The sequence below is a fragment of the Stenotrophomonas sp. CFBP 13725 genome (assembly GCF_014841935.1).
Taxonomy (GTDB): domain Bacteria; phylum Pseudomonadota; class Gammaproteobacteria; order Xanthomonadales; family Xanthomonadaceae; genus Stenotrophomonas.
Genome location: NZ_JACYUV010000015.1, coordinates 46430 through 65378, shown reverse-complemented (window position 1 = coordinate 65378; position 18949 = coordinate 46430). Strand labels below are relative to the sequence as shown.

The following is an 18949-nucleotide window of genomic DNA, read 5'->3' as shown; positions in this document are numbered from 1 at the left end:
GCCGTCACTACCTGGTCATTTCTGTTCGCAGAACGTCTGCCGGTATTCCATCGCCTTGGGCATCAGCGCCTGCAGGTTCTGGATACGGGTGCCGGGATTGGGATGGGTGGAGGAAAACTCCGGTTGCGACTGGCCGCCGCTGGCCTGCCCCATCCGTTCCCACAGCGGCACAGCTTCGCGCGGGTCGAAACACGCGGCCGCCGCCAGCATCAGGCCCACTTCGTCGGCCTGTGTTTCATGGCCACGCGCATACGGCAGCAGGTAACCGTAGCCCATCGCCGCCATCACCATCTGCTGTTGCTGCGGGTCCATGCCGCTGGCTGCGCCGGCCATCTGCCCGATCTGGGTCAGCTTCTGCTGCGCCATGCGCTGTGCGCCATGGCGCAGCAATGCGTGGGCGATCTCATGGCCCATCACCACGGCCATGGCATCGCGCGTCTGCGCGACCGGTACCAGCCCGGTGTAGACCGCCATCTTGCCGCCGGGCAGGCAGAACGCATTGGCCTGCTCGGACTCGATGACGTTCACTTCCCAATCAAACCCGCGCGAAAAATGACCCGGCTGCAGGCCGTGTTCCTGCGCCAGCGCCGTTTCCACCACGTCGACCTTGGCGATCAGGCGCTGGGCGATGTCACGCACGTCGCGCGACATCGGCGCGTTGGGATCCAGCGGCCGCTCCTGCGCGAGGATCTGCTGGTAGGCCTGCAGACCGAGGGCCTTTTCCTGATCGGCATCCAGCGCGCTGTCGATCAGCACCGATTCGCCGGTGTACGGATCCACCGTGCGGTTGGAAAACCAGTAGAACGCCGCGTAACCGGCGAAGGCCAGCAGCACCCACCAGCGGATGTTGCCGAACAGGCCGCGACGCGGACGCTGCTGCGGGGATCGGGAAAAGGGATCGTTGCGCATCACCGAGCGTCCTGGCCAAGACCCGCCGGAACGGGCGGGAATGCCGCCATCCTAGCTCAGATGCCGCGCACCAGGCGGAAGCCGATACGCGCGCTGGTGGTGTCCGAATCCTGGGACTGCCGCCATGCCGCACGGGTCTGTTCAGGCGAGTTGGCCCAGTTGCCGCCGCGTATGACGCGTGCCCGGCAGCCCGGGTTGTACCAGGCCGCGCCATCGGCGGGCGCGCGGCGGTAACTGGCGTGCCAGCAGTCGGCCACCCACTCGCTCAGGTTGCCCGCCATGTCATGCAGGCCCCAGGCGTTCGGCTTGAACATTGCCACCGGCGCCGCGCCCCAGTACCCGTCGCCGTATCCGATGAACGCATTCGCCCAGCGTCGACCGGACGGCGACACGTCCAGACTGCCGGTGAAGTTGCCCGAGTCCTCCGGCGGCTTCCCGCCATCGCCCCAGGGATAGCGCCCGGCGTTGCCCGCACGCATTGCATACTCGAACTCGGCTTCGCTGGGCAGGCGATACGAGCGGCCGGTCTGTTCGCTCAGCCAGCTCGCATAGGCTTCTGCGTCGCGCACGCTGACGTGCATCACCGGCTGGTTGGCCAACGCGCGGCCGCCATCGTAATCGGACTGCCAGTCCACGCCGCTGCGGCGGATGAAGTTGCCACTGCGCTCGTCATAGACGATGGAATGGCCGCGCCGGGTTGCGCGCGGACGTGCATTGGCCGATTTCACGAAGCGCGCAAAATCGTCCACCGTGACCTCCGTGATCGCCATCGCAAAGCCGCGCTCGAAGCGGACATAATGCGACGGGCGTTCGGCATCGGTGGCACCAGGCTCGGTCGGCCCGGCGCCCATCTGGAAGCCGCCATGCGGCACGACGGTCATCTGCGGCCCGCGCCCCCCATCCCGCAGCGCGTCGCTGAACACCTGCCCCGGGCGGAAGCTCCCGTAGTGGGTGGCCAGTTCAATGCGCTCGCGCAGCAAGGCTACCGCCGGGTCACCGGGCAGCGCGATGCGCATCGCGGCTTCCAGCTTCTCCCGTGCCGGCTTCAGGCCCTGCGGGGTGACCAGGTCACGCAGGCCCTGGTCGCGCAGCGTGGCCAGCGTGGCGGCGCGGATCGCCTCGATCCGCTCGAAGGCGTCGGAAATGGTGGGGGACGCGTCATGGACCTTGCTCGCCTCGGCAAGCCAGCGCCCAGCAGCGGCAAAGTCCGCTGACCGGGCGGCACGCTCGGCACGGCCGATCAGCCCGCTCTCCGCCGCGGCGAGACCCTGGCGGGCGCGTCCATTGTCTTTGTCCAAGGCCAGTGCCTCGCGGAAATTGACGATCGCGCCGTCGCCGTCTTCGCCGATCTGCCCGGCCCGCAGGTCATCCTCGCCCGCGCGGTTGAAGGCCACGACACGCTGAGCACGCTCTACACGCTGCTGCAGCGCGCGCACCTTTTCATCATCGGGCGCGATGGTCATCAGGACCAGCGCCAGCTGGGTGGCTTCGGCCAGGGCCATGCGCTGCTGCAGCGGCTGCGCCAACAGCGCATCGGCCTGCGCGAGCAACGCACCACGTGCACGCTGCAGTCCCTGCCGCGCACGACGGTCGTCCGGATCCTGTTGCAGCAGCGCCAGCCAGATCGGAATGGCATCCTCGGCGGATTCGTACAGGCGCCCCTCACGCAGCGCCGCATCGGCGGCCCGGCGCGCCGCAGCGCGATCGGCGGCATCGATCTGTACCGACGGCGGCGTCCAACGCTGCACCGTCTCGGCTTCGTCCTCGCCCCCTATGGTGACCGTGCCGCTGCTGGCCTCCTGCGCATCCGGCGCCGGGGCGGGCGGTGCGGCCTTGCCCGGCGGCGTCTGCGCCGGGGGCGGTGGTGGCTCTCCGCAGCCGGTCGCGCCCAGCAGCCACAGGGCGGTCAACAGCAGGGGCAGGCGCGGCAAACGCAAAACCATCTCCTTCATGCCGGGGGTGACGGCCGACGTTAGGCTATTCTCCCCTGCCTGAGCAAACGCGAGAAGTCGAACGCCCCGTGGCAATCTGGATCACCACCCCCGCAGACCTGCAGGCGCGCCATGCGCAGCGCCCCACCCGCATCGGCCTGGATACCGAGTTCATCCGCGAACGCACCTTCTGGCCCCAACTGGCCCTGGTGCAGATGGCGGTCGGCGAAGAGATCCTGCTGATCGATCCGCTCGCCCCCGGCATGGCCGAGGCCCTTGCGCCGTGGCTCACCGATACCTCCATCGTGAAAGTGATGCACAGCGCCAGCGAAGACCTGGTGGCGTTCAAGCACACCTGTGGTGCCCTGCCCCGACCACTGTTCGATACCCAGATCGGCGCCTCACTGGCGGGCATCGGCGGTGGCATGGGCTACCAGAAGCTGGTGCAGGAAATCACCGGCGTGGCGTTGGCGAAGGGCGAGACCCGCTCGGACTGGATGCGCCGCCCGCTGTCTGACTCCCAGCTGCAGTACGCCGCCGACGATGTGGAGCACCTGTTCGCCCTGCACGATGCCATCAGCGCCAAGCTGGAGGCACAGGGTCGCCTGCAGTGGCTGGCTGACGACGGCGAGCGCCTGCTGGCCAGCGTGGCCAACGACGAAGACCTCTGGCCGCACCTGGGCATGCGCTCTGCGCAGTTCCTCGATGTGGCTGCCCAGCATCGGCTGCTGCGCCTGCTGCGTTGGCGTGACGTGCAGGCCCGCGCAAGCGATCGCCCGCGCAGCTGGATCCTGGACAACGAGCTGGCGGCCACGCTGGCACGCGTCCCGCCTGTCGACGAAGCGGCACTGGGCCGGCTGTTCGACCAGTTCCCGAAGGCGCCGCGCAAGCTGGCCGGTGCGGTATGGCAGGCACTGAATACCCCGCTGGCAGATGAAGCGGAGGCACCACGGATCCTGCCGGCCACCGACACCAACAAACAGGCGCTGAAGAAACTGCAGGATGCCGTTGCCGAATGCAGCCGCGAACTGGACCTGCCGGACGGCGTGCTGGCATCGCGCAAGCACCTGGAAAGCTACCTGGAACGCCGCACCTGGCCTGCCCCGTTGGCCGGTTGGCGCCAGCAGGTGCTGGAGCCGAAGCTGCAGCCGTTGCTGCCCTGACGAACCCGGTAGTGACGGCCGCTGGCCGTCAAGCAGTGGCAGTGACGGCCAGCGGCCGTCACTGCCGGTCATCCGTTACCAGTTCATGTTCAACGACACGCCGACGGTGCGCGGCTCGTTGTACACCGCAGCCATGTAGTTCTCGATCACACCCTTGAGGTTCTTCTCGTTGGTGATGTTGCGCGCGAACAGCGCCACTTCGTACGCGCCGTAGTTGCCGGAGTAGCCCAGCTTCAGGCCGCCTTCGAAGTCGCCCTTGGAATTGAACTCCGCCGAGTCATACAGCACGAAGCTGGTGTAGCCCTGCTTGTTCCAGTCCGTCGATACGAACAGCGTGTCGGCGTCGTTGAGGGGGATGTCGTAGCGCGCGGCGAGATTGATCCCGTACTTCGGCGCGTTCGGCAGCGGATTGCCGTTGATCTGCGCGAACGTGTTGGCCCCCACCTTGATCGTCGGGTCGGCCACCGTGCACACCACCACGCCGTTCAGGGCGCAGACCTGTGCATACACGCGGTCGTCCTGGATCTCGCTGTGCAGCAGGCTCAGGCCGGCACTCAGGGTCAGGTTCGGGATCGGGCGCAGCTCCATGTCCGCCTCCAGGCCGTAGGCACGCGCCTTGTCGGCGTTGAACAGCACGCCGTTGCCGTCCGAATCGTTGCCGTTGAGCTGGATATCGTTGACCGCGTAGGTGAAGGCCGTAGCGTTCAGGCGCAGGCGGTTGTCCCACAGGCTGCTTTTCACGCCAGCTTCCCAGGACAGGATGGTTTCCGACTCGGCGGTGGTGAAGTCCGAGTTGAACACCGCCGAGCGCCCCTGAATCGTCGGGCCGCGGAAGCCCCGCGCGACCTTGGCGTAGACACCCACCTGGTCGTTGATCTGGTACATCGCACTGAGGTCCCAGCTGGGCGTGGTGTCGCTCATTTCCACGTCGGTGCGACCACGATAGGTGACCAGGCCGGCCGCCGTATCGGCGGTCTTCAACAGGCGTGTGCGCTTTTCGTCACGGGTCTGGCGCAGGCCGGCGGTGAGGGTCAGCTTGTCGGTAGCGGCATAGCTGAGCTGGCCGAAGCCCGCGAAGGACGTATTGGTATTGCGCAGGCGCACCCAGTTGTTCGGGTTGCGCGCCGCACCCTGCAGGAACCACGCCCGCTGGTAGAAATCGGTAGTGTCACGGCCATCGAAGTAGAACGCACCGACCTGCCACTTCAGGCGGTCTTCTCCGACGCTGGCCAGCCGTACTTCCTGGGTCCACTGGTCCAGGTCGCGCACCTGGCCCATCGACTGGCCAAAGCCGTTGGGCACGCCGTTGACCGGGAAGTTGGCCGCCGCACCGCCATCGGTGTCGCCACGACTGTAGCCGGAGGTGGTTTCGTAGGCGGTGATCGAGGTCAGCTCGACATTGCCGAAATCGTAGGTGGCCTTCACCGATCCGCCGTACGTCTTGTACGCCTGCGGATTGTTGGCGGCCTCGTCATACGCCACCCGATCGCGCGGCGCGGTGGGCTGGTTGGAGCCCTTGCTGATCGCATTGCGCAGGAACAGCGTGGAGGTACCTTCGTAATCACGCGCATGGGCCGAGGCCAGCACCGAGAACGCGTCGGTCGGGGTCAGCAGCAGCTGCGCGCGCACGTTGCGATCGTCGAAGCCCCCCATCGCGTTCTTGCGCGGCGCTACCGTGCCATCCGCACTGGAGCCGGTGTAGGTGTTGTCGACGTAGTCATCGCGGTGCTGGTAAAGCGCCGACACGCGGAACGCCGCGATGTCGTTGATCGGCGCCCCGAAGCCGGCATCGACGGCCACGCTGTTGTGGGTGCCGTAGCTGGCATTGACGCGCCCGCTCGGATCCTGGCTGGGCTTGATGGTGTCGAACTTGACGATGCCGGCGGTGGTGTTGCGGCCGAACAAGGTGCCCTGCGGGCCGCGCAGCACCTCGATCTGGTCCACGTCGTAAACCGGATTGGACTTCAGCACCACGTGCTCCAGGACCACGTCATCCTGGATGATGGATACCGGCTGCGAGGCACCCAGGTAGAAGTCGATGTTGCCCAGGCCACGAATGTAGAAGCGCGGGAAGATGCGGCCCGTGGTGGTTTCGGCATAGAAGCTCGGCACGCGGCCGGACAGCGCCAGCAGGGTGTCATCGCCACCGGCGGTGTAGTCGCGCAGCTTCTCGCCCTGCACTACGCCCACCGATACGGGCACCTCCTGCAGGTTCTGCTCGCGGCGCTCGGCGGTCACGGTGATGGCGTCCAGCGCCGTGGCGCTGGGGGCCCCGCCGGCCTGCTGGGCGAAAGACGGTGCCGCCATGCCCAGTGACAATGCAGCGCAGGCCAGCGCCAGCGGGTGGCGACGGAAGGATCGGTAATTGGGGTGCATGGAGAGGATTCGAGTGAGCGTCCGTGCGGCCTGCGCGAGCCGGGCGGATGAGGAAATCAAAGCGCGCAGGCGCACAGTATGGCGATTGCGTTTCAATTTGGTGGCAAGCCCGTCCCCCCTGAAGGCGCCGCGCAGGGCGCGGCGCTGCCTGTCGTGCCGGAACTACGCCGCCGCCATGCTCCCGCGCGCCAGCATGAAACGTGCGGTCGCCTCGCGAAGGGCCTGCGCCTGCGCCGTCATCGCCTGCGCGGAAGCGGAGGTTTCCTCCACCAGCGCGGCATTCTGCTGGGTCACCCCGTCCATCTGCACGATGCTCTGGTTGACCAGTTCGATGCCCGCGGCCTGCTCGCGCGAGGCGGCGGCGATGCCGCCGATCACACCACCCAACTCATCCACTGCGGCGACTACCTGTTGCAGCGTCTGCCCGGCCTGCGCGGCAAGCGTGGTGCCCGTGCCCACCTGCTCCACTGAATCATCGATCAAGCCCTTGATCTCGCGCGCGGCCTGCGCCGAACGCTGTGCCAGGGTGCGCACCTCGCTGGCCACCACGGCGAAGCCCCGTCCCTCTTCGCCGGCGCGGGCGGCCTCCACCGCTGCGTTGAGTGCCAGGATGTTGGTCTGGAACGCGATGCCGTCGATCACCGTGGTGATATCGGCGATCCGCCGCGACGACGCCTCGATCAGCGCCATCGTCTGCTCCACCTGCGATACCGCCTGCCCGCCCTGGGTCGCTACGGCCGATGCCTGCAGCGCCAACCGGTCCGCGCGCGCGGCATGATCGGCGCTCTGCCGCACGGCCGCCGTCATTTCTTCCATCGACGCGGCCGACTCCTCCAGGTTCGCGGCCTGCTGTTCGGTACGCCGCGACAGGTCTTCGCTGGCGGCTGCGGTTTCCGCCGCCGCCGCCGATACGCCGTCGGCCGAGCGCTGGATGCCGGCAATGATGCCGCCCAGGCTGTCCACCGTGGCATTGGCATCGTCGCGCATCTCGGCGAACACGCCCTGGAAATCGCCTTCGATGCGGCTGCGCAGGTCGCCACGTGCCAGGTTGCGCAGCAGGTCCGACAGCGCCGACAGGTTGTGGTCGGCGGTGGTCATGAGCGTGTTGAGGCCTTCCACCATCTCGCGGAAATCATTCTCGAACGCCTGCGCATCACCGCGCGCACTGAAGTCACCGGCCGCCGCGGCCGCGACCAGGCGCTTGATCTCACCGTTGATGGACAGCAGCCGTGAACGCACGCCGTTGACGGCCGTACTGATCTTTGCTTTTTCACCCGGCAGTTCGGCCATCGACGCAGACAGGTCACCGGCCGCGTACTGCTGCACCAGCTCGACCATGTCCAGCTTGGTGCGTACATGGGAATCCACCAGTGCATTGGTGCCTTCCACCATGCTGCGGAAGGCGCCCTCGAACGGGGCGGCATCTATGCGATAGCTGATGGTGCCGTCGGTATGCTGCTGCGCCATCTGGTCCTGCGCGGCGGAGACGGCGCGCAGGGTGGACTGCATGCGCCGCATCGACGCCAGCAGGCGTCCGACCTCGTCGGCACGGCGTTGCGGGATGTGGCGGTCCAGACGCCCGGCGGACACATCGACAGCGACCTGTTCGGCCTCCTGCAGCGGGCGTCCCAGCAGGCGGCGCATGGCCAGCACGGTGGCCGCGATCACCGCCAGCAGGGCCAGTGCGGAAATGCCGGCGATCTGCAGCAGCAGCGTGCGCAGCACGTCCTGCAGGACCGATACCGGCTCCAGCCCCAGCACCATCCAGCGCCACGGCCCATGCGCCTGCGCGGAAACGAAATAGTCGCGCGTGCCGGCACCATCGGCGGTGCGCAGGCGCAGCGTCGCCGAGGCCTCGCGGCCTTCCAGCAGGGCCTGCAGCACGGGGCGGTCCTCCACAGCCACCCGCTCGCTGAGTGCGGTGCCTTCTCCGGCAGCCGCAGCGATCACCTTGCCGAAGCTTTCGCCCGGGCGGGTGTCGACCGCCATGAAGTAGCCTTCGCGGCCCAGGGTAGATTCGCGCAGGCTGGATTTGAGGGCGGCAAGGCCGGCCGACTGGTCCTGGCCGACGAAGGCGATGCCGACGACCTCGCCTGCGGCGTCCTTCATCGGCATGTAATACGTCATGTAATCGGTGCCGAACAGATGCGCCGGGCCGCTGAAGGACTCACCGGCCATGATCTTCGGGTAGGCCAGATGGGCGTGGTCCAGCTTGGTGCCCAGCACACGCTCGCCCGCCGCATTGCGCAGCGAGGTCGCCACGCGGATGAAGTCATCCCCTTCGCGCACGAAGATGGTGGCGACGCCGCCGGTGGAGGAGGCAAAGCGGTCCACCGATGCGTCATCCAGGGCCAGCGGCGTAGCGCCGAAGCGCAGCTGCGGCGCGGACTGGCCGGCCACCTCGACACGCTGCTCGGCGTCGACCGTCGGATCGCCGGGCGGCAACGCACTGCGGAACAACTCGGCCATATGGCGTGTGCTCTCACCCAGGCTGCGGTCATACAGCGCCACGGAGTCGCGCATCAGGCTGGCCGATGTGGTGAGTCCGGCCTCTACCCGCTGCTGGTAGCTGGCTGCTGTCTGCCGGTAGATCAGCAGGGCGAGCAGGATGAAGGCCGTGGCCGTGATCGCGGCGAGCAGAAGCGCCAGGCGGCTGGAAATGGACATCGTGGAACCGGTGGCGGCAGAAGTCGTCATCGAGAGGCACTTTGGTTGGAAGGGGAAGGCGCGTGTTGCACGTCACACTTCTATCGGCACCAATTCGGTCCTCTTTAGCCTTGGATCGATCCAAGGAACCCCGCGATTTATCTGCAAGCCGTTGATCGGAATCGAAATAGCCGTGTAACCGGTTACATCACCACGATGTGCGCCCTTCCGGGTGAAGCGCGGATGCTTGGCAAGTATTCAGCAGTTGGATAGACTCGACCACGCCATGGGGCCATAGCTCAGCTGGGAGAGCGCGTCGTTCGCATCGACGAGGTCAGGAGTTCGATCCTCCTTGGCTCCACCATGATTACAACGAAAAACCCCGGGAGCGATCCCGGGGTTTTTTGTTGTCGCGGCCGGCACGGATCAGGCTGGCTCGCCGCCACCATCCTTGCGCTCCGGTTTCTTCGAGTGCGCGTCACGCACTTTCTCGTCCTGCTGGCCCGGCCGCTGCTTGGCCACGTCGTCGTGGCGCTGGTCCTGCTGGCTTTCCTGCACGCCGGCCTTGTCGTCCTGGTTCTGCTTGTCATCCACCATGAGTGCTGCCCTGTGCTGCTGCGGCGGCACGATGCCCCCGCCTGCCGACCACGCTAGCGACGTGCTCGTGAGCCGCACATCACGACGACGCGATGGCGCCGTGCAGCGTCGCTTGGCGCGGCCGCATGACCGCGTCACACTGGGCGCCTGCCATCGAACACGGACGTCCCATGCGCATCACCCTGCTGCTCCCTGCCCTGCTGCTGTGCGCCAGCTGTGCCCATCACGGCAGCGTTGCGCCGCCACGGCCGCCAGCGATGGCAGGCTGGATCACCCCTGCCGAAGCGGTGCACGCCGCCAACGATGATCCGCAGCGCGGCATCAGTGGCACCTTCGTGATCAACGTGCGCGCTGTCGACCTGACCGACCACGGGTTGTACCTCAACAGCGAAACGGACTATCGCCACCAGGCCAATCTGACCGTGTGGCTGGCGCCCGAGCAGGCCGATGCGCTGCGGGCACGGCTGGACAATCTGCCGCTGGACCGGCTGGTCAACCGCCGCCTGCTGGTACAGGGCACCGCCCGTCGCGAGAAGATCGTCTTCAGCCGCGATGGCGTGCCCAGCGACAAGTACTACTACCAGACGCACGTGCGCCTGAGTGACCCGCGCCAGGCCCGCTTCGCCCCCTGATCGCGGCGGCTGATCAATCCAGCTTCACCACCAGCTTGCCGAAGTTGCGTCCCTGCAGCAGTCCGAAGAAGGCATCCGGAGCCGCATCCAGCCCCTGCACGATGTCTTCGCGGTACCGGATGCGGCCTTCGCGCAGCCACTGCGCCATGTCCTGTTCAAAGCGCGGGAACAGATCGTTGAAGTCGGACTGGATGAAGCCGCGCACGTTCAAGCGCTGGCGCAGGACCTGGCTGAAAAAGCCGGGCAGCCGATCCGGCCCCGGCACCTGCACACCGCGTGTGTTGTAGGTGGCGATGGTGCCGCACACGGGCACGCGGGCGAAGTCGTTGAGCAGCGGCAGCACCGCATCGAACACTTTGCCGCCGACGTTCTCGAAGTAGACATCGATGCCGTCAGGCGCAGCGTGGCGGAGCTGCTCGGCGAAGTCATCCGCACGGTGGTCCAGTGCCACATCCGCGCCCAGTGTTGCCACATACGCGCGCTTGGCCTCGCCACCGGCGATGCCCACCACGCGCGCGCCCTGCTGCTTGGCCAACTGCACCACCGTAGCGCCCACCGGGCCACTGGCGGCGGCAACCACCAGGGTTTCGCCGGGCTGCACACGGCCGATTTCCTGCAGCCCCGCGTAAGCGGTGAAACCCGGCATGCCATGCACGCCCAGCGCGGTGCTCAGCGGCAATCCCGCGGGGTTCAAGCGGCGGCTGATCGATGCGGCATCCACCACGGCATGGGTCTGCCAGCCACCGGGCGCGATCACCAGCGTGCCGACCGTCAGCGCATCGTCGGCCGACGCCACCACCTCGCTTACCGTGCGTCCCTCCATCACGGCATCCAGCGCAACCGGCGGTGCATACGACGGTCCCTCTTCCATCCGACCGCGCATGTACGGGTCCAATGAGAGATAGTGATTGCGCAACAGCACCTGCCCCGGTTGCAGCGGAGGAAGTGCGGCCTGCTCACGACGGAAGTTGGCCGCCACCGGCGCCCCGTTCGGCCGCGAAGCAAGCACGATGCGGTCGGTACTGCTGACAGAAACGCTCATCGGTCATATCCATTTTCTGAAAGGAGACCACCGACGTTACGCCCCTCGGCCGCAGCAGAGTGCGACACGAAAACAGCGTTCCATGGCGTGCTGTGCATCTGCACGCGTGCGGTGCCTGACACAGCAGCATTGCCCACGCACGCGTCGCGACAGTTTTCCACGCAGCGCATCGCACACGCAGAAGGCGGGTTGCAGCAACGCAGGATCAACCACTTGCATGCGCATCCGCAGCGCGCAGACACGAATGTGAAGTTTTTTCTGCAAAAGGCTTGCCGAACTGCTTCGACGTCCGTAATATGCGCCTCCTCGGCAGCGACATCGCTGCAACGAAACAAGTGGCCGAGTAGCTCAGTTGGTAGAGCAGGGGATTGAAAATCCCCGTGTCGGCGGTTCGATTCCGTCCTCGGCCACCATTAGTTTCGAAGGGTCTGCGTACATGCAGGCCCTTTTTTTTTTGCCCGTTGCTTGCGATATACGATACATATACGATTCGTATATTCCGTAACCAGGTACTTCCATGGGCATCGTCAACATCGACGACGAACTGCACGATCAGCTGCGTCGCGCGTGCACGGTCAGCCACCGCTCGATCAATGCGCAGGCCAACTTCTGGATCAAGGTGGGCATGCTGTGCGAAATGCATCCGGAGACGAGCTTCCAGGACATCGTCGCCAGCGAGCTGCGCGCTGCCGGCGTACAGCCGAAGCGACTCAGTGAACCGCGCACATGATCAAGAGTGCGCAGGAAATCGCCTTGATGGCCACGTCCGGCGCCCTGCTCGCGCAGGTGTTCGATCGCCTGGACCGGCTGTCGCTCGAGGGCCGCAGCACGATGGAGCTAAATGATCTGGTCGAACGGATGATCGTCGACGACCTGCAGGCGCGACCGGCCAGCAAGGGGCAGTACGATTTCCCGTTCGTGCTCAATGCGTCCATTGACGACATCGTCTGCCACGGCATGCCGTCAGCAGATGACGTGCTGCGCAGCGGGCAGATCGTCAATCTCGATATCACCCTGGAAAAAAATGGCTACATCGCCGATTCCAGCACGACGTATCTGGTGGGCGAAGTTGCCTATCCGGCGCGTCGCCTGGTGCGCGCGACGTACCTGGCGATGTGGAAAGGCATCGCGGCGGTGCGGCCGGGTGCACACACCGGCGACATTGGCCACGCCATCGCCCGCTTCGCGCGCGAAATGGGCTACAGCGTGGTCAAGGAATACTGCGGTCACGGCATCGGTACGGAGATGCACGAGGAACCCCAGATCCTGCATTACGGCCATGCCGGCACCGGCGTGGAACTGGAAGAGGGAATGGTGTTCACCATCGAACCGATGCTCAACCAGGGCAAGGCCGCGATCCGGCACCGCCCGGACGCATGGCCCGTGCATACGCGCGACGGCAAACTGTCAGCGCAGTTCGAACACACCGTGGCGGTGACACGCGAGGGTGTGCAGGTACTGACCCTGCGACAAGGCGAGAGCGCTCCCGCCTGAGCGGAGCGCCCGCACCTGCCGGCAGTTCGTGCGGATCAGGTCGGCGCGAAGCTGCGGGTTGCCTTCTTTTCGGTCTTTTCCGCCTTCTTTTCCTTGGCCGTCTTCGCCGGCTTCTTCTTCTGGTCTTTCTTCTGGTTCATACCCTTGCTCATTACGGCATTCCCTTTGTCGGTAGCGACGGCCGGAGCATGGCACATCCGGGGCGGAGGCGGATCGCGCACTTCACATCGGTGGAGCTGTCGGCATGGCTAAGATCGACCCCTACGACCTTGGGCCCCCACCATGAAAAATCGTCATGCCCTGCCCCGCCTGCTGGCATCCGCTGCGCTGCTGTGCCTCACCGTGAGCGCATACGCTGCCGAGCCGGTGCGCTCGGTTGCAGCGCTGGATATCGACCGCTACGCCGGCCAGTGGCATGAGATCGCGCACCTGCCCGTGTCGTTCCAGAAAAAGTGCGTGGGTGACATCACCGCGACCTACAGCCTGCGCAGCGACGGGCGTATCAGCGTGCTCAACGGCTGCCGCGTGGAAGATGGCAGCCGGCTCCAGGCTGAGGGCGTGGCGCGTCCGGTCACCGGCGAGCCCGGACAGCTGCAGGTGCGCTTTGCGCCGGACTGGCTGTCGTGGGTACCGCTGGTATGGGCGGATTACTGGGTGATCGCGTTGGACCCGGACTACCAGTGGGCGGTGGTGGGCGAGCCGGATCGCGAATACCTGTGGATCCTGTCGCGCTCGCCAAGCATGCCGCGGGCGCAGTTGGACGCACTGAAGGCACGTGCCGAATCGATGGGCTACGACCTGGCGCCACTGCGGGTGTTGGCGCCCATCGAATAACGGGCTCGCCACGATGATCCAGGAGCCGGATCCAGCTTGCGGCACTGCAGAGGGCGCGGGCCCCGTCGTCGTGCGTACCGATTAGGATTGGCGTTCAGCCGAAGCCCTGTGCACGGCACCATACGCCGTAGTATCTTCCTTCCCACGCACTCTCTTCCGCGAGGACCTGCGCCCATGTTCCGCCGCTTCCGTACTGCCCTGATTCTGCTTTCCCTGCTCGCCCTGACCGCCTGCGGCGAGGGCGTGGTGAAGCGCGTTTCCGAACCCGCCACGCGCCTGCAGCAGCTCACCGTCAATGCCGACGGGAGCTGGAAGATCGCGCTGCGCCTGCAGAACTTCAGCTCGATGCCGATGCGCTTCGATGACGTGGCACTGAAGCTTTCGGTCGGCGACGCCGACGCCGGGACGCTCAGCGCCAAACCCGGCGTGTCCATCGGCGGCACATCGGCCGACGTGATCGAACTACAGGTGCAGCCCGCTGCACAGGCGCGCCTGATGGTGGCCGATGCGCTGGCCGGCAACCACACCCTTTCCTACACGCTGGAAGGATCGGTCTCAGCCACGCCGGAAGAGAAAAAGCAGCGCACGTTCCAGATCAACAACCGCAGCACCCTCAACCCCGCACCGGGCCTGCCCGGCGTGCTGCGCTGATTCCCACCTTCCCTGCCCCCCGCCCCTGATCGAGACGCTTCACGATGAGCAGCTATACCGCACCGCTTTCCGACCTGCGCTTCGCCCTGCATGACGTGCTCAAGGTGGAGGCGCTGTTCGCCCGCCTGGGCTTCAGTGATGCCACCGCCGACGTGGTGGATGCCGTACTCGAAGAGGCAGGCCGCTTCAGTGGCTCGGTGCTGGCGCCCTTGAACAGCGTCGGCGACGAAGTGGGCTGCGCGCTCGACCAGGCAAGCGGTGAAGTCACCACGCCGCCGGGCTTCAAGCAGGCCTACGACCAGTTCGTCGAGGGCGGGTGGACGGGCCTGACCGCGTCGCCCGACGTTGGCGGACAAGGTCTGCCGCACACGCTGGGGGTCCCGCTCAATGAAATGATCAACGCGGCCAACCTGGCCTGGGGCAATTTCCCGCTGCTGTCGCACGGTGCGATCGAGGCGCTGAAGCACCATGGTGAAGCGTGGCAGCACGAGGCGTTCCTGAAGCCGCTGATCGAAGGCCGCTGGACCGGCACCATGTGCCTGACCGAACCCCACTGCGGCACCGACCTGGGCCTGCTGAAGACCAAGGCCGAGCCGAATCCGGATGGCAGCTACGCGATCACCGGCACCAAGATCTTCATCACCGCCGGCGAGCACGACCTGACCGACAACATCGTGCATCTGGTGCTGGCCAAGCTGCCCGGCGCACCGGCCGGCGCGAAGGGCATTTCGTTGTTCGTGACGCCTAAGCTCAAGGTCGATCGCGAGGGCCAGGTCGGCGAACGCAACGCGCTGCGGTGTGGCTCGATCGAACACAAGATGGGCATCAAGGGCTCGGTCACCTGCGTGATGAACTTCGACGGCGCCGAAGGGTATCTCGTCGGCCAGCCGCACAAGGGCCTGCAGGCAATGTTCACCATGATGAACACCGCGCGCTTGGGTGTAGGCCTGCAGGGCATCGGCCTGTCCGAGCGCGCTTATCAGAACGCGCTGAAGTATTCGCGTGAGCGGCTGCAGTCGCGCTCGCTGAGCGGCGCGAAGTTCCCGGACAAGCCGGCTGATCCGATCATCGTGCACCCCGATGTGCGCCGCATGCTGCTGACCATCAAGTCGCTGCTGGAAGGCAGCCGCCTGCTCGCGCTGCATGCCGGCACGTTGATCGACATCGCCCACGGCGCGCAGGACCCCGCCGAGCGCGAGCGTGCCGACACGCTGGTGAGCTTCCTGACGCCCATTTCGAAGGCATGCCAGACCGAATGGGGCATCGAGAATACCTACAACGCCCTGCAGTGCTTCGGCGGCCACGGCTATATCCGCGAACACGGCATGGAGCAGTTGGCCCGCGATGCCCGCATCACCACGCTGTATGAAGGCACGACCGGTATCCAGGCCCTGGACCTGATCGGCCGCAAGACCGCCTCCAGCCAAGGCGCAGGCCTGAAACTGTTCCTGGCGGAGATCGAAACCTTCGCGCAGGCGCACCAAGGGGATGACGCGTTGGCGGAGTTCATCGCACCGCTGCGCGCGAAGGCCAGTGAGTGGGGCGCATTGACGATGGACGTCCTGCAGCGTGCGGCCGGCAATCCCGACGAACTCGGCGCAGCCAGCCACGACTACCTGTTCTACTCCGGGTATGTGGTGCTGGCGTACTGGTGGGCCCGCAGCGTGGCCGCCGCTGATGCCAGCGCACAGAGCGATGCGTTCAAGCAGGCCAAGCGCGAAACGGCACGTTTCTACTTCGCGCGCGTGCTGCCACGCACCCTGGCCCACGCCGCCGCGATCGAGGCCGGCGCCGACACGCTGATGGCGATGGACGACGCGCGCTTCGGCTGACGGCCAGCGGCCGTCACTACCCGGTAGCGCCGAGCCATGCTCGGCGAGCGCAGCGGCGGTCATGACCGTGCGGGGGCTGTTACACAAAGCGTCATCTTTCGGGTATAAGCTGTTACTCCGATGGAGACAGACACTACACGCCTGGGTCTGATCACTACCGGAGCTGCCTCATCCGCTCCGGAGGCCGGGTCATCGCCGCTCGCCAGCGCACTGCATCGCCCCGGCACCGTCCGCCTGCTTTCCCTTGATGCCCACGGCCGGGTCCTGGACTGGATCAACTGGCAGGACGCGTCGTGCCTGTATGCCCGCGGTGCGGTGTCGTGGACGCTGGGCGACCCCTGCCTGCACATTCACGGCGGCGTCAACCGGCTCAGCGGCCTGCGCAGCGGGATGGACCTGCACCCCATCATCGCCACCCGCGGGCACGCGCGTTCGCGGTCGCCCGCTCCCACGCCCAACCTCACCAATGCCGCGCTGTTCGCGCGTGACGCCCATCTTTGCCTGTACTGCGGGCAACAGCATTCACGTCCGGTTCTCACCCGCGATCATGTGATGCCGCTGTCCAAGGGAGGCCTGGATGTCTGGGAAAACGTGGTCACCGCGTGCTTCCACTGCAACTCGCGCAAGAGCAACCGGACCCCGCAGCAAGCGGGCATGCCCTTGCTGGCCGTGCCTTTCCGGCCGAGCTGGATCGAACACCTGATCCTGTCCAACCGCAATATCCTGGCTGATCAGATGGCCTTCCTTAAAGCGCAGCTGCCGAAGAAATCCAAGCTCTCGGCGTGATCCGGCAGCCATCAGCACTCACCGGGCGATCACGGATGTCGGAGTCTGCTTGCTCCACCTTGGAATGAGCGCGAAAATAGACGGTCAGCACAAGTACGAACATGATGATCGACTCTGCCCGCTATCCCCGTCTCTCGCGCATCCAGACACCGGATGAACTGCGCACGTTCGAAGAACCCGAACTGAGGGCGGTCGCCGACGAACTGCGCGCCTATCTGATCGAATCGGTAGGCCGCAGCGGGGGGCATTTCGCTGCCGGCCTGGGCGTGATCGAACTCACTGTCGCCCTGCATTACCTCTATCAGACGCCGCACGACCAGTTGGTATGGGACGTGGGCCACCAGACCTATCCGCACAAGATCCTGACCGGACGGCGCGATGAGATCCATACGGTAAAGCAGAAAGACGGCGTCGCTCCGTTCCCCAAGCGCGAAGAGAGCGAATACGACACCTTTGGCGTCGGCCATTCGTCGACCTCGATTTCGGCCGCGCTGGGCATGGCGATCGCCCGCCAGCGTGAAGGCGATGATCGCCGCGTGGTGGCTGTGATCGGCGATGGCGCGATGACGGCAGGCATGGCCTTCGAGGCCCTGATGCACGCCGGCGGCATGGAACCGGAGCCGAACCTGCTGGTGATCCTCAACGACAACAACATGTCGATCTCCGAAGCCGTGGGCGGACTGACCAAAGTACTGGGCCGCGCAACGGGCAGCCGCACGCTCAATGCCCTGCGCGAAGGCGGCAAGAAGATCCTCGGCGACAAACGCAATAATCCCGCGCGCTTCGTCAAACGCTGGGAAGAACACTGGAAAGGCATGTTCGTGCCGTCCACGATGTTCGAAGAGATGGGCTTCCATTACACCGGCCCCATCGATGGCCATGACATGCCAGCGCTGCTGTCCACGCTGAAGACCCTGCGCACGCTGAAGGGCCCCAAGCTGCTGCACGTGCTGACCACCAAGGGCAAGGGCTACGAGCCGGCCGAGGGTGACCAGATCGGTTACCACGCAGTGGGGCCGTTCGATCCGGTCAAGGGCCTGGTGGCCAAGGGCGGCACGAAGAAGCCCACCTACACCGATGTCTTCGGCGACTGGCTGTGCGACGCCGCCGCCGCAGAGCCGCGCCTGCACGCCATCACCCCGGCCATGCGCGAGGGCTCCGGCCTGGTGCGTTTCAGCCGTGAGTATCCCGACCGCTACAACGACGTAGCGATCGCCGAACAACACGCGGTGACACTGGCAGCCGGCATGGCCACGCAGGGCGCCAAGCCGGTGGTGGCGATCTATTCCACCTTCCTGCAGCGCGCCTATGACCAACTGGTGCATGACGTGGCGATCCAGAACCTCGACGTGCTGTTCGCCATCGATCGCGCCGGCGTAGTGGGTCCGGACGGTGCCACGCATGCCGGCAACCTGGACCTGAGCTTCCTGCGCTGCGTGCCGAACATGGTGGTGATGGCGCCGTCCAACGAAGCCGAATGCCGGCAGATGCTGAGCACGGGCCTGCAGCACGCGGGTCCTGCCGCCGTGCGTTACCCGCGTGGCAGTGGCACCGGCGTGGCCGCCGGCACCGATCTGTCCACCCTGCCGATCGGCAAGGGCGAGGTCCGCGTGGAGGGCAGCCGGATCGCGCTGCTGGCCTTCGGCAGCACCGTCAACGATGCCGAGGCCGTCGGCCGCGCACTGGGCCTGACGGTGGTCAACATGCGCTTCATCAAGCCGCTGGATCGCGATCTACTGCTGCAGCTGGCTGCGCGCCACGAGGGCTTCGTGACCATCGAAGACAACGTGGTGGCCGGTGGTGCCGGGTCCGCCGTGGCTGAGCTGCTCAGCACGGAAGAGGTGCTGAAGCCGTTCCTGCACCTCGGGCTGCCGGATGCCTTCCAGCATCACGCCAGCCGCGAAGATCTGCTGGGGGAAGCCGGCATCGATGCCGCCGGGATCCGGGCGGCGGTGCTGAAGCGCTGGCCGACGTTGGCGGCGGGCAGTACGCCGCTGAGCGCGGCAGGCTGATCGGGTAGCGCCGACCCCGGGTCGGTGGCGTGTCGCGTGGCTCC

Annotated in this window: 15 protein-coding genes and 2 tRNA genes; 11 read left to right on the top strand and 6 right to left on the bottom strand. The window is 66.2% G+C overall.

Features of this window, described 5'->3' with window-relative positions:
* Positions 1-15: 15 nt before the first annotated feature.
* Positions 16-909, bottom strand: coding sequence for a M48 family metallopeptidase (locus IFT65_RS17320; RefSeq protein WP_192082630.1), 894 nt, complete (start codon positions 907-909; stop codon positions 16-18).
* Positions 910-965: 56 nt separating this feature from the next.
* The gene (locus IFT65_RS17315) at positions 966-2684 is read right to left on the bottom strand and encodes a formylglycine-generating enzyme family protein (RefSeq protein WP_342029550.1); all 1719 of its coding nucleotides are present in this window, start codon (positions 2682-2684) and stop codon (positions 966-968) included.
* Positions 2685-2929: 245 nt separating this feature from the next.
* Between IFT65_RS17315 and rnd the strand changes: the two genes are divergently transcribed.
* Positions 2930-4003 (top strand): ribonuclease D, encoded by a 1074-nt coding sequence (gene rnd, locus IFT65_RS17310; protein WP_192082626.1) that lies wholly within the window; start codon positions 2930-2932, stop codon positions 4001-4003.
* 75 nt (positions 4004-4078) lie between these two features.
* Here rnd and IFT65_RS17305 read toward each other — a convergent pair whose 3' ends face one another.
* Entirely contained in the window at positions 4079-6379 is a 2301-nt protein-coding gene (locus tag IFT65_RS17305) for a TonB-dependent receptor (protein WP_192082624.1), read from the bottom strand.
* 162 nt (positions 6380-6541) lie between these two features.
* Positions 6542-9076, bottom strand: coding sequence for a Cache 3/Cache 2 fusion domain-containing protein (locus tag IFT65_RS18770; RefSeq protein ID WP_249405206.1), 2535 nt, complete (start codon positions 9074-9076; stop codon positions 6542-6544).
* Between the two features lie 237 nt (positions 9077-9313).
* On the opposite strand from IFT65_RS18770, the gene IFT65_RS17295 reads away from it, so the two are divergent.
* A tRNA-Ala gene (locus IFT65_RS17295) sits at positions 9314-9389 on the top strand.
* 62 nt (positions 9390-9451) lie between these two features.
* On the opposite strand, the gene IFT65_RS17290 is transcribed toward IFT65_RS17295, so the two are convergent.
* Positions 9452-9622 (bottom strand): hypothetical protein, encoded by a 171-nt coding sequence (locus IFT65_RS17290; protein ID WP_188326792.1) that lies wholly within the window; start codon positions 9620-9622, stop codon positions 9452-9454.
* 170 nt (positions 9623-9792) lie between these two features.
* Here IFT65_RS17290 and IFT65_RS17285 point away from each other — a divergent pair, with 170 nt between their 5' ends.
* Positions 9793-10254 carry a hypothetical protein gene (locus tag IFT65_RS17285; RefSeq protein ID WP_192082623.1) on the top strand — a complete coding sequence of 154 codons (462 nt, stop codon included), beginning with the start codon at positions 9793-9795 and terminating at the stop codon, positions 10252-10254.
* A gap of 13 nt (positions 10255-10267) precedes the next feature.
* Here IFT65_RS17285 and IFT65_RS17280 read toward each other — a convergent pair whose 3' ends face one another.
* Positions 10268-11296, bottom strand: coding sequence for an NADP-dependent oxidoreductase (locus tag IFT65_RS17280; protein ID WP_192082621.1), 1029 nt, complete (start codon positions 11294-11296; stop codon positions 10268-10270).
* 337 nt (positions 11297-11633) lie between these two features.
* On the opposite strand from IFT65_RS17280, the gene IFT65_RS17275 reads away from it, so the two are divergent.
* The 8 genes from IFT65_RS17275 (at position 11634) to dxs (ending at position 18905) form a co-directional block, all read left to right on the top strand.
* A tRNA-Phe gene (locus IFT65_RS17275) sits at positions 11634-11709 on the top strand.
* Positions 11710-11813: 104 nt separating this feature from the next.
* On the top strand, positions 11814-12026 hold the full coding sequence (locus tag IFT65_RS17270) for a ParD-like family protein (protein WP_192082620.1): 213 nt from the start codon (positions 11814-11816) through the stop codon (positions 12024-12026).
* Positions 12023-12790 (top strand): type I methionyl aminopeptidase, encoded by a 768-nt coding sequence (gene map, locus IFT65_RS17265; protein ID WP_192082618.1) that lies wholly within the window; start codon positions 12023-12025, stop codon positions 12788-12790. Before IFT65_RS17270 ends, map begins: the two co-directional genes overlap by 4 nt.
* 282 nt (positions 12791-13072) lie before the next feature.
* A complete protein-coding gene (locus tag IFT65_RS17260) occupies positions 13073-13624 on the top strand; it encodes a lipocalin family protein (protein WP_192082617.1) in 552 nt (183 codons plus the stop codon).
* 174 nt (positions 13625-13798) lie between these two features.
* Positions 13799-14275: an LEA type 2 family protein gene (locus IFT65_RS17255; protein WP_192082615.1), complete on the top strand. Its 477-nt coding sequence runs from the start codon at positions 13799-13801 to the stop codon at positions 14273-14275.
* Between the two features lie 44 nt (positions 14276-14319).
* The gene (locus tag IFT65_RS17250; protein WP_192082613.1) at positions 14320-16107 is read left to right on the top strand and encodes an acyl-CoA dehydrogenase C-terminal domain-containing protein; all 1788 of its coding nucleotides are present in this window, start codon (positions 14320-14322) and stop codon (positions 16105-16107) included.
* Positions 16108-16227: 120 nt separating this feature from the next.
* Positions 16228-16893, top strand: a complete 666-nt coding sequence (locus tag IFT65_RS17245; RefSeq protein ID WP_188326784.1) for an HNH endonuclease — start codon at positions 16228-16230, stop codon at positions 16891-16893.
* A 104-nt stretch (positions 16894-16997) separates the two neighbouring features.
* Positions 16998-18905: a 1-deoxy-D-xylulose-5-phosphate synthase gene (dxs, locus tag IFT65_RS17240; protein ID WP_192082652.1), complete on the top strand. Its 1908-nt coding sequence runs from the start codon at positions 16998-17000 to the stop codon at positions 18903-18905.
* Positions 18906-18949: the final 44 nt, after the last annotated feature.

Bases quoted from the DNA above. Each gene is read 5' to 3' on its own strand.
- IFT65_RS17250 (WP_192082613.1), top strand. From the start codon at position 14,320: ATGAGCAGCTATACCGCACCGCTTTCCGACCTGCGCTTCGCCCTGCAT.
- IFT65_RS17305 (WP_192082624.1), bottom strand. From the start codon at position 6,379: ATGCACCCCAATTACCGATCCTTCCGTCGCCACCCGCTGGCGCTGGCC.
- map (WP_192082618.1), top strand. From the start codon at position 12,023: ATGATCAAGAGTGCGCAGGAAATCGCCTTGATGGCCACGTCCGGCGCC.
- dxs (WP_192082652.1), top strand. From the start codon at position 16,998: ATGATCGACTCTGCCCGCTATCCCCGTCTCTCGCGCATCCAGACACCG.
- IFT65_RS17320 (WP_192082630.1), bottom strand. From the start codon at position 909: ATGCGCAACGATCCCTTTTCCCGATCCCCGCAGCAGCGTCCGCGTCGC.
- IFT65_RS17285 (WP_192082623.1), top strand. From the start codon at position 9,793: ATGCGCATCACCCTGCTGCTCCCTGCCCTGCTGCTGTGCGCCAGCTGT.
- IFT65_RS17255 (WP_192082615.1), top strand. From the start codon at position 13,799: ATGTTCCGCCGCTTCCGTACTGCCCTGATTCTGCTTTCCCTGCTCGCC.
- IFT65_RS17245 (WP_188326784.1), top strand. From the start codon at position 16,228: ATGGAGACAGACACTACACGCCTGGGTCTGATCACTACCGGAGCTGCC.
- IFT65_RS17260 (WP_192082617.1), top strand. From the start codon at position 13,073: ATGAAAAATCGTCATGCCCTGCCCCGCCTGCTGGCATCCGCTGCGCTG.
- IFT65_RS17290 (WP_188326792.1), bottom strand. From the start codon at position 9,622: ATGGTGGATGACAAGCAGAACCAGGACGACAAGGCCGGCGTGCAGGAA.
- IFT65_RS17270 (WP_192082620.1), top strand. From the start codon at position 11,814: ATGGGCATCGTCAACATCGACGACGAACTGCACGATCAGCTGCGTCGC.
- IFT65_RS17280 (WP_192082621.1), bottom strand. From the start codon at position 11,296: ATGAGCGTTTCTGTCAGCAGTACCGACCGCATCGTGCTTGCTTCGCGG.
- IFT65_RS18770 (WP_249405206.1), bottom strand. From the start codon at position 9,076: ATGACGACTTCTGCCGCCACCGGTTCCACGATGTCCATTTCCAGCCGC.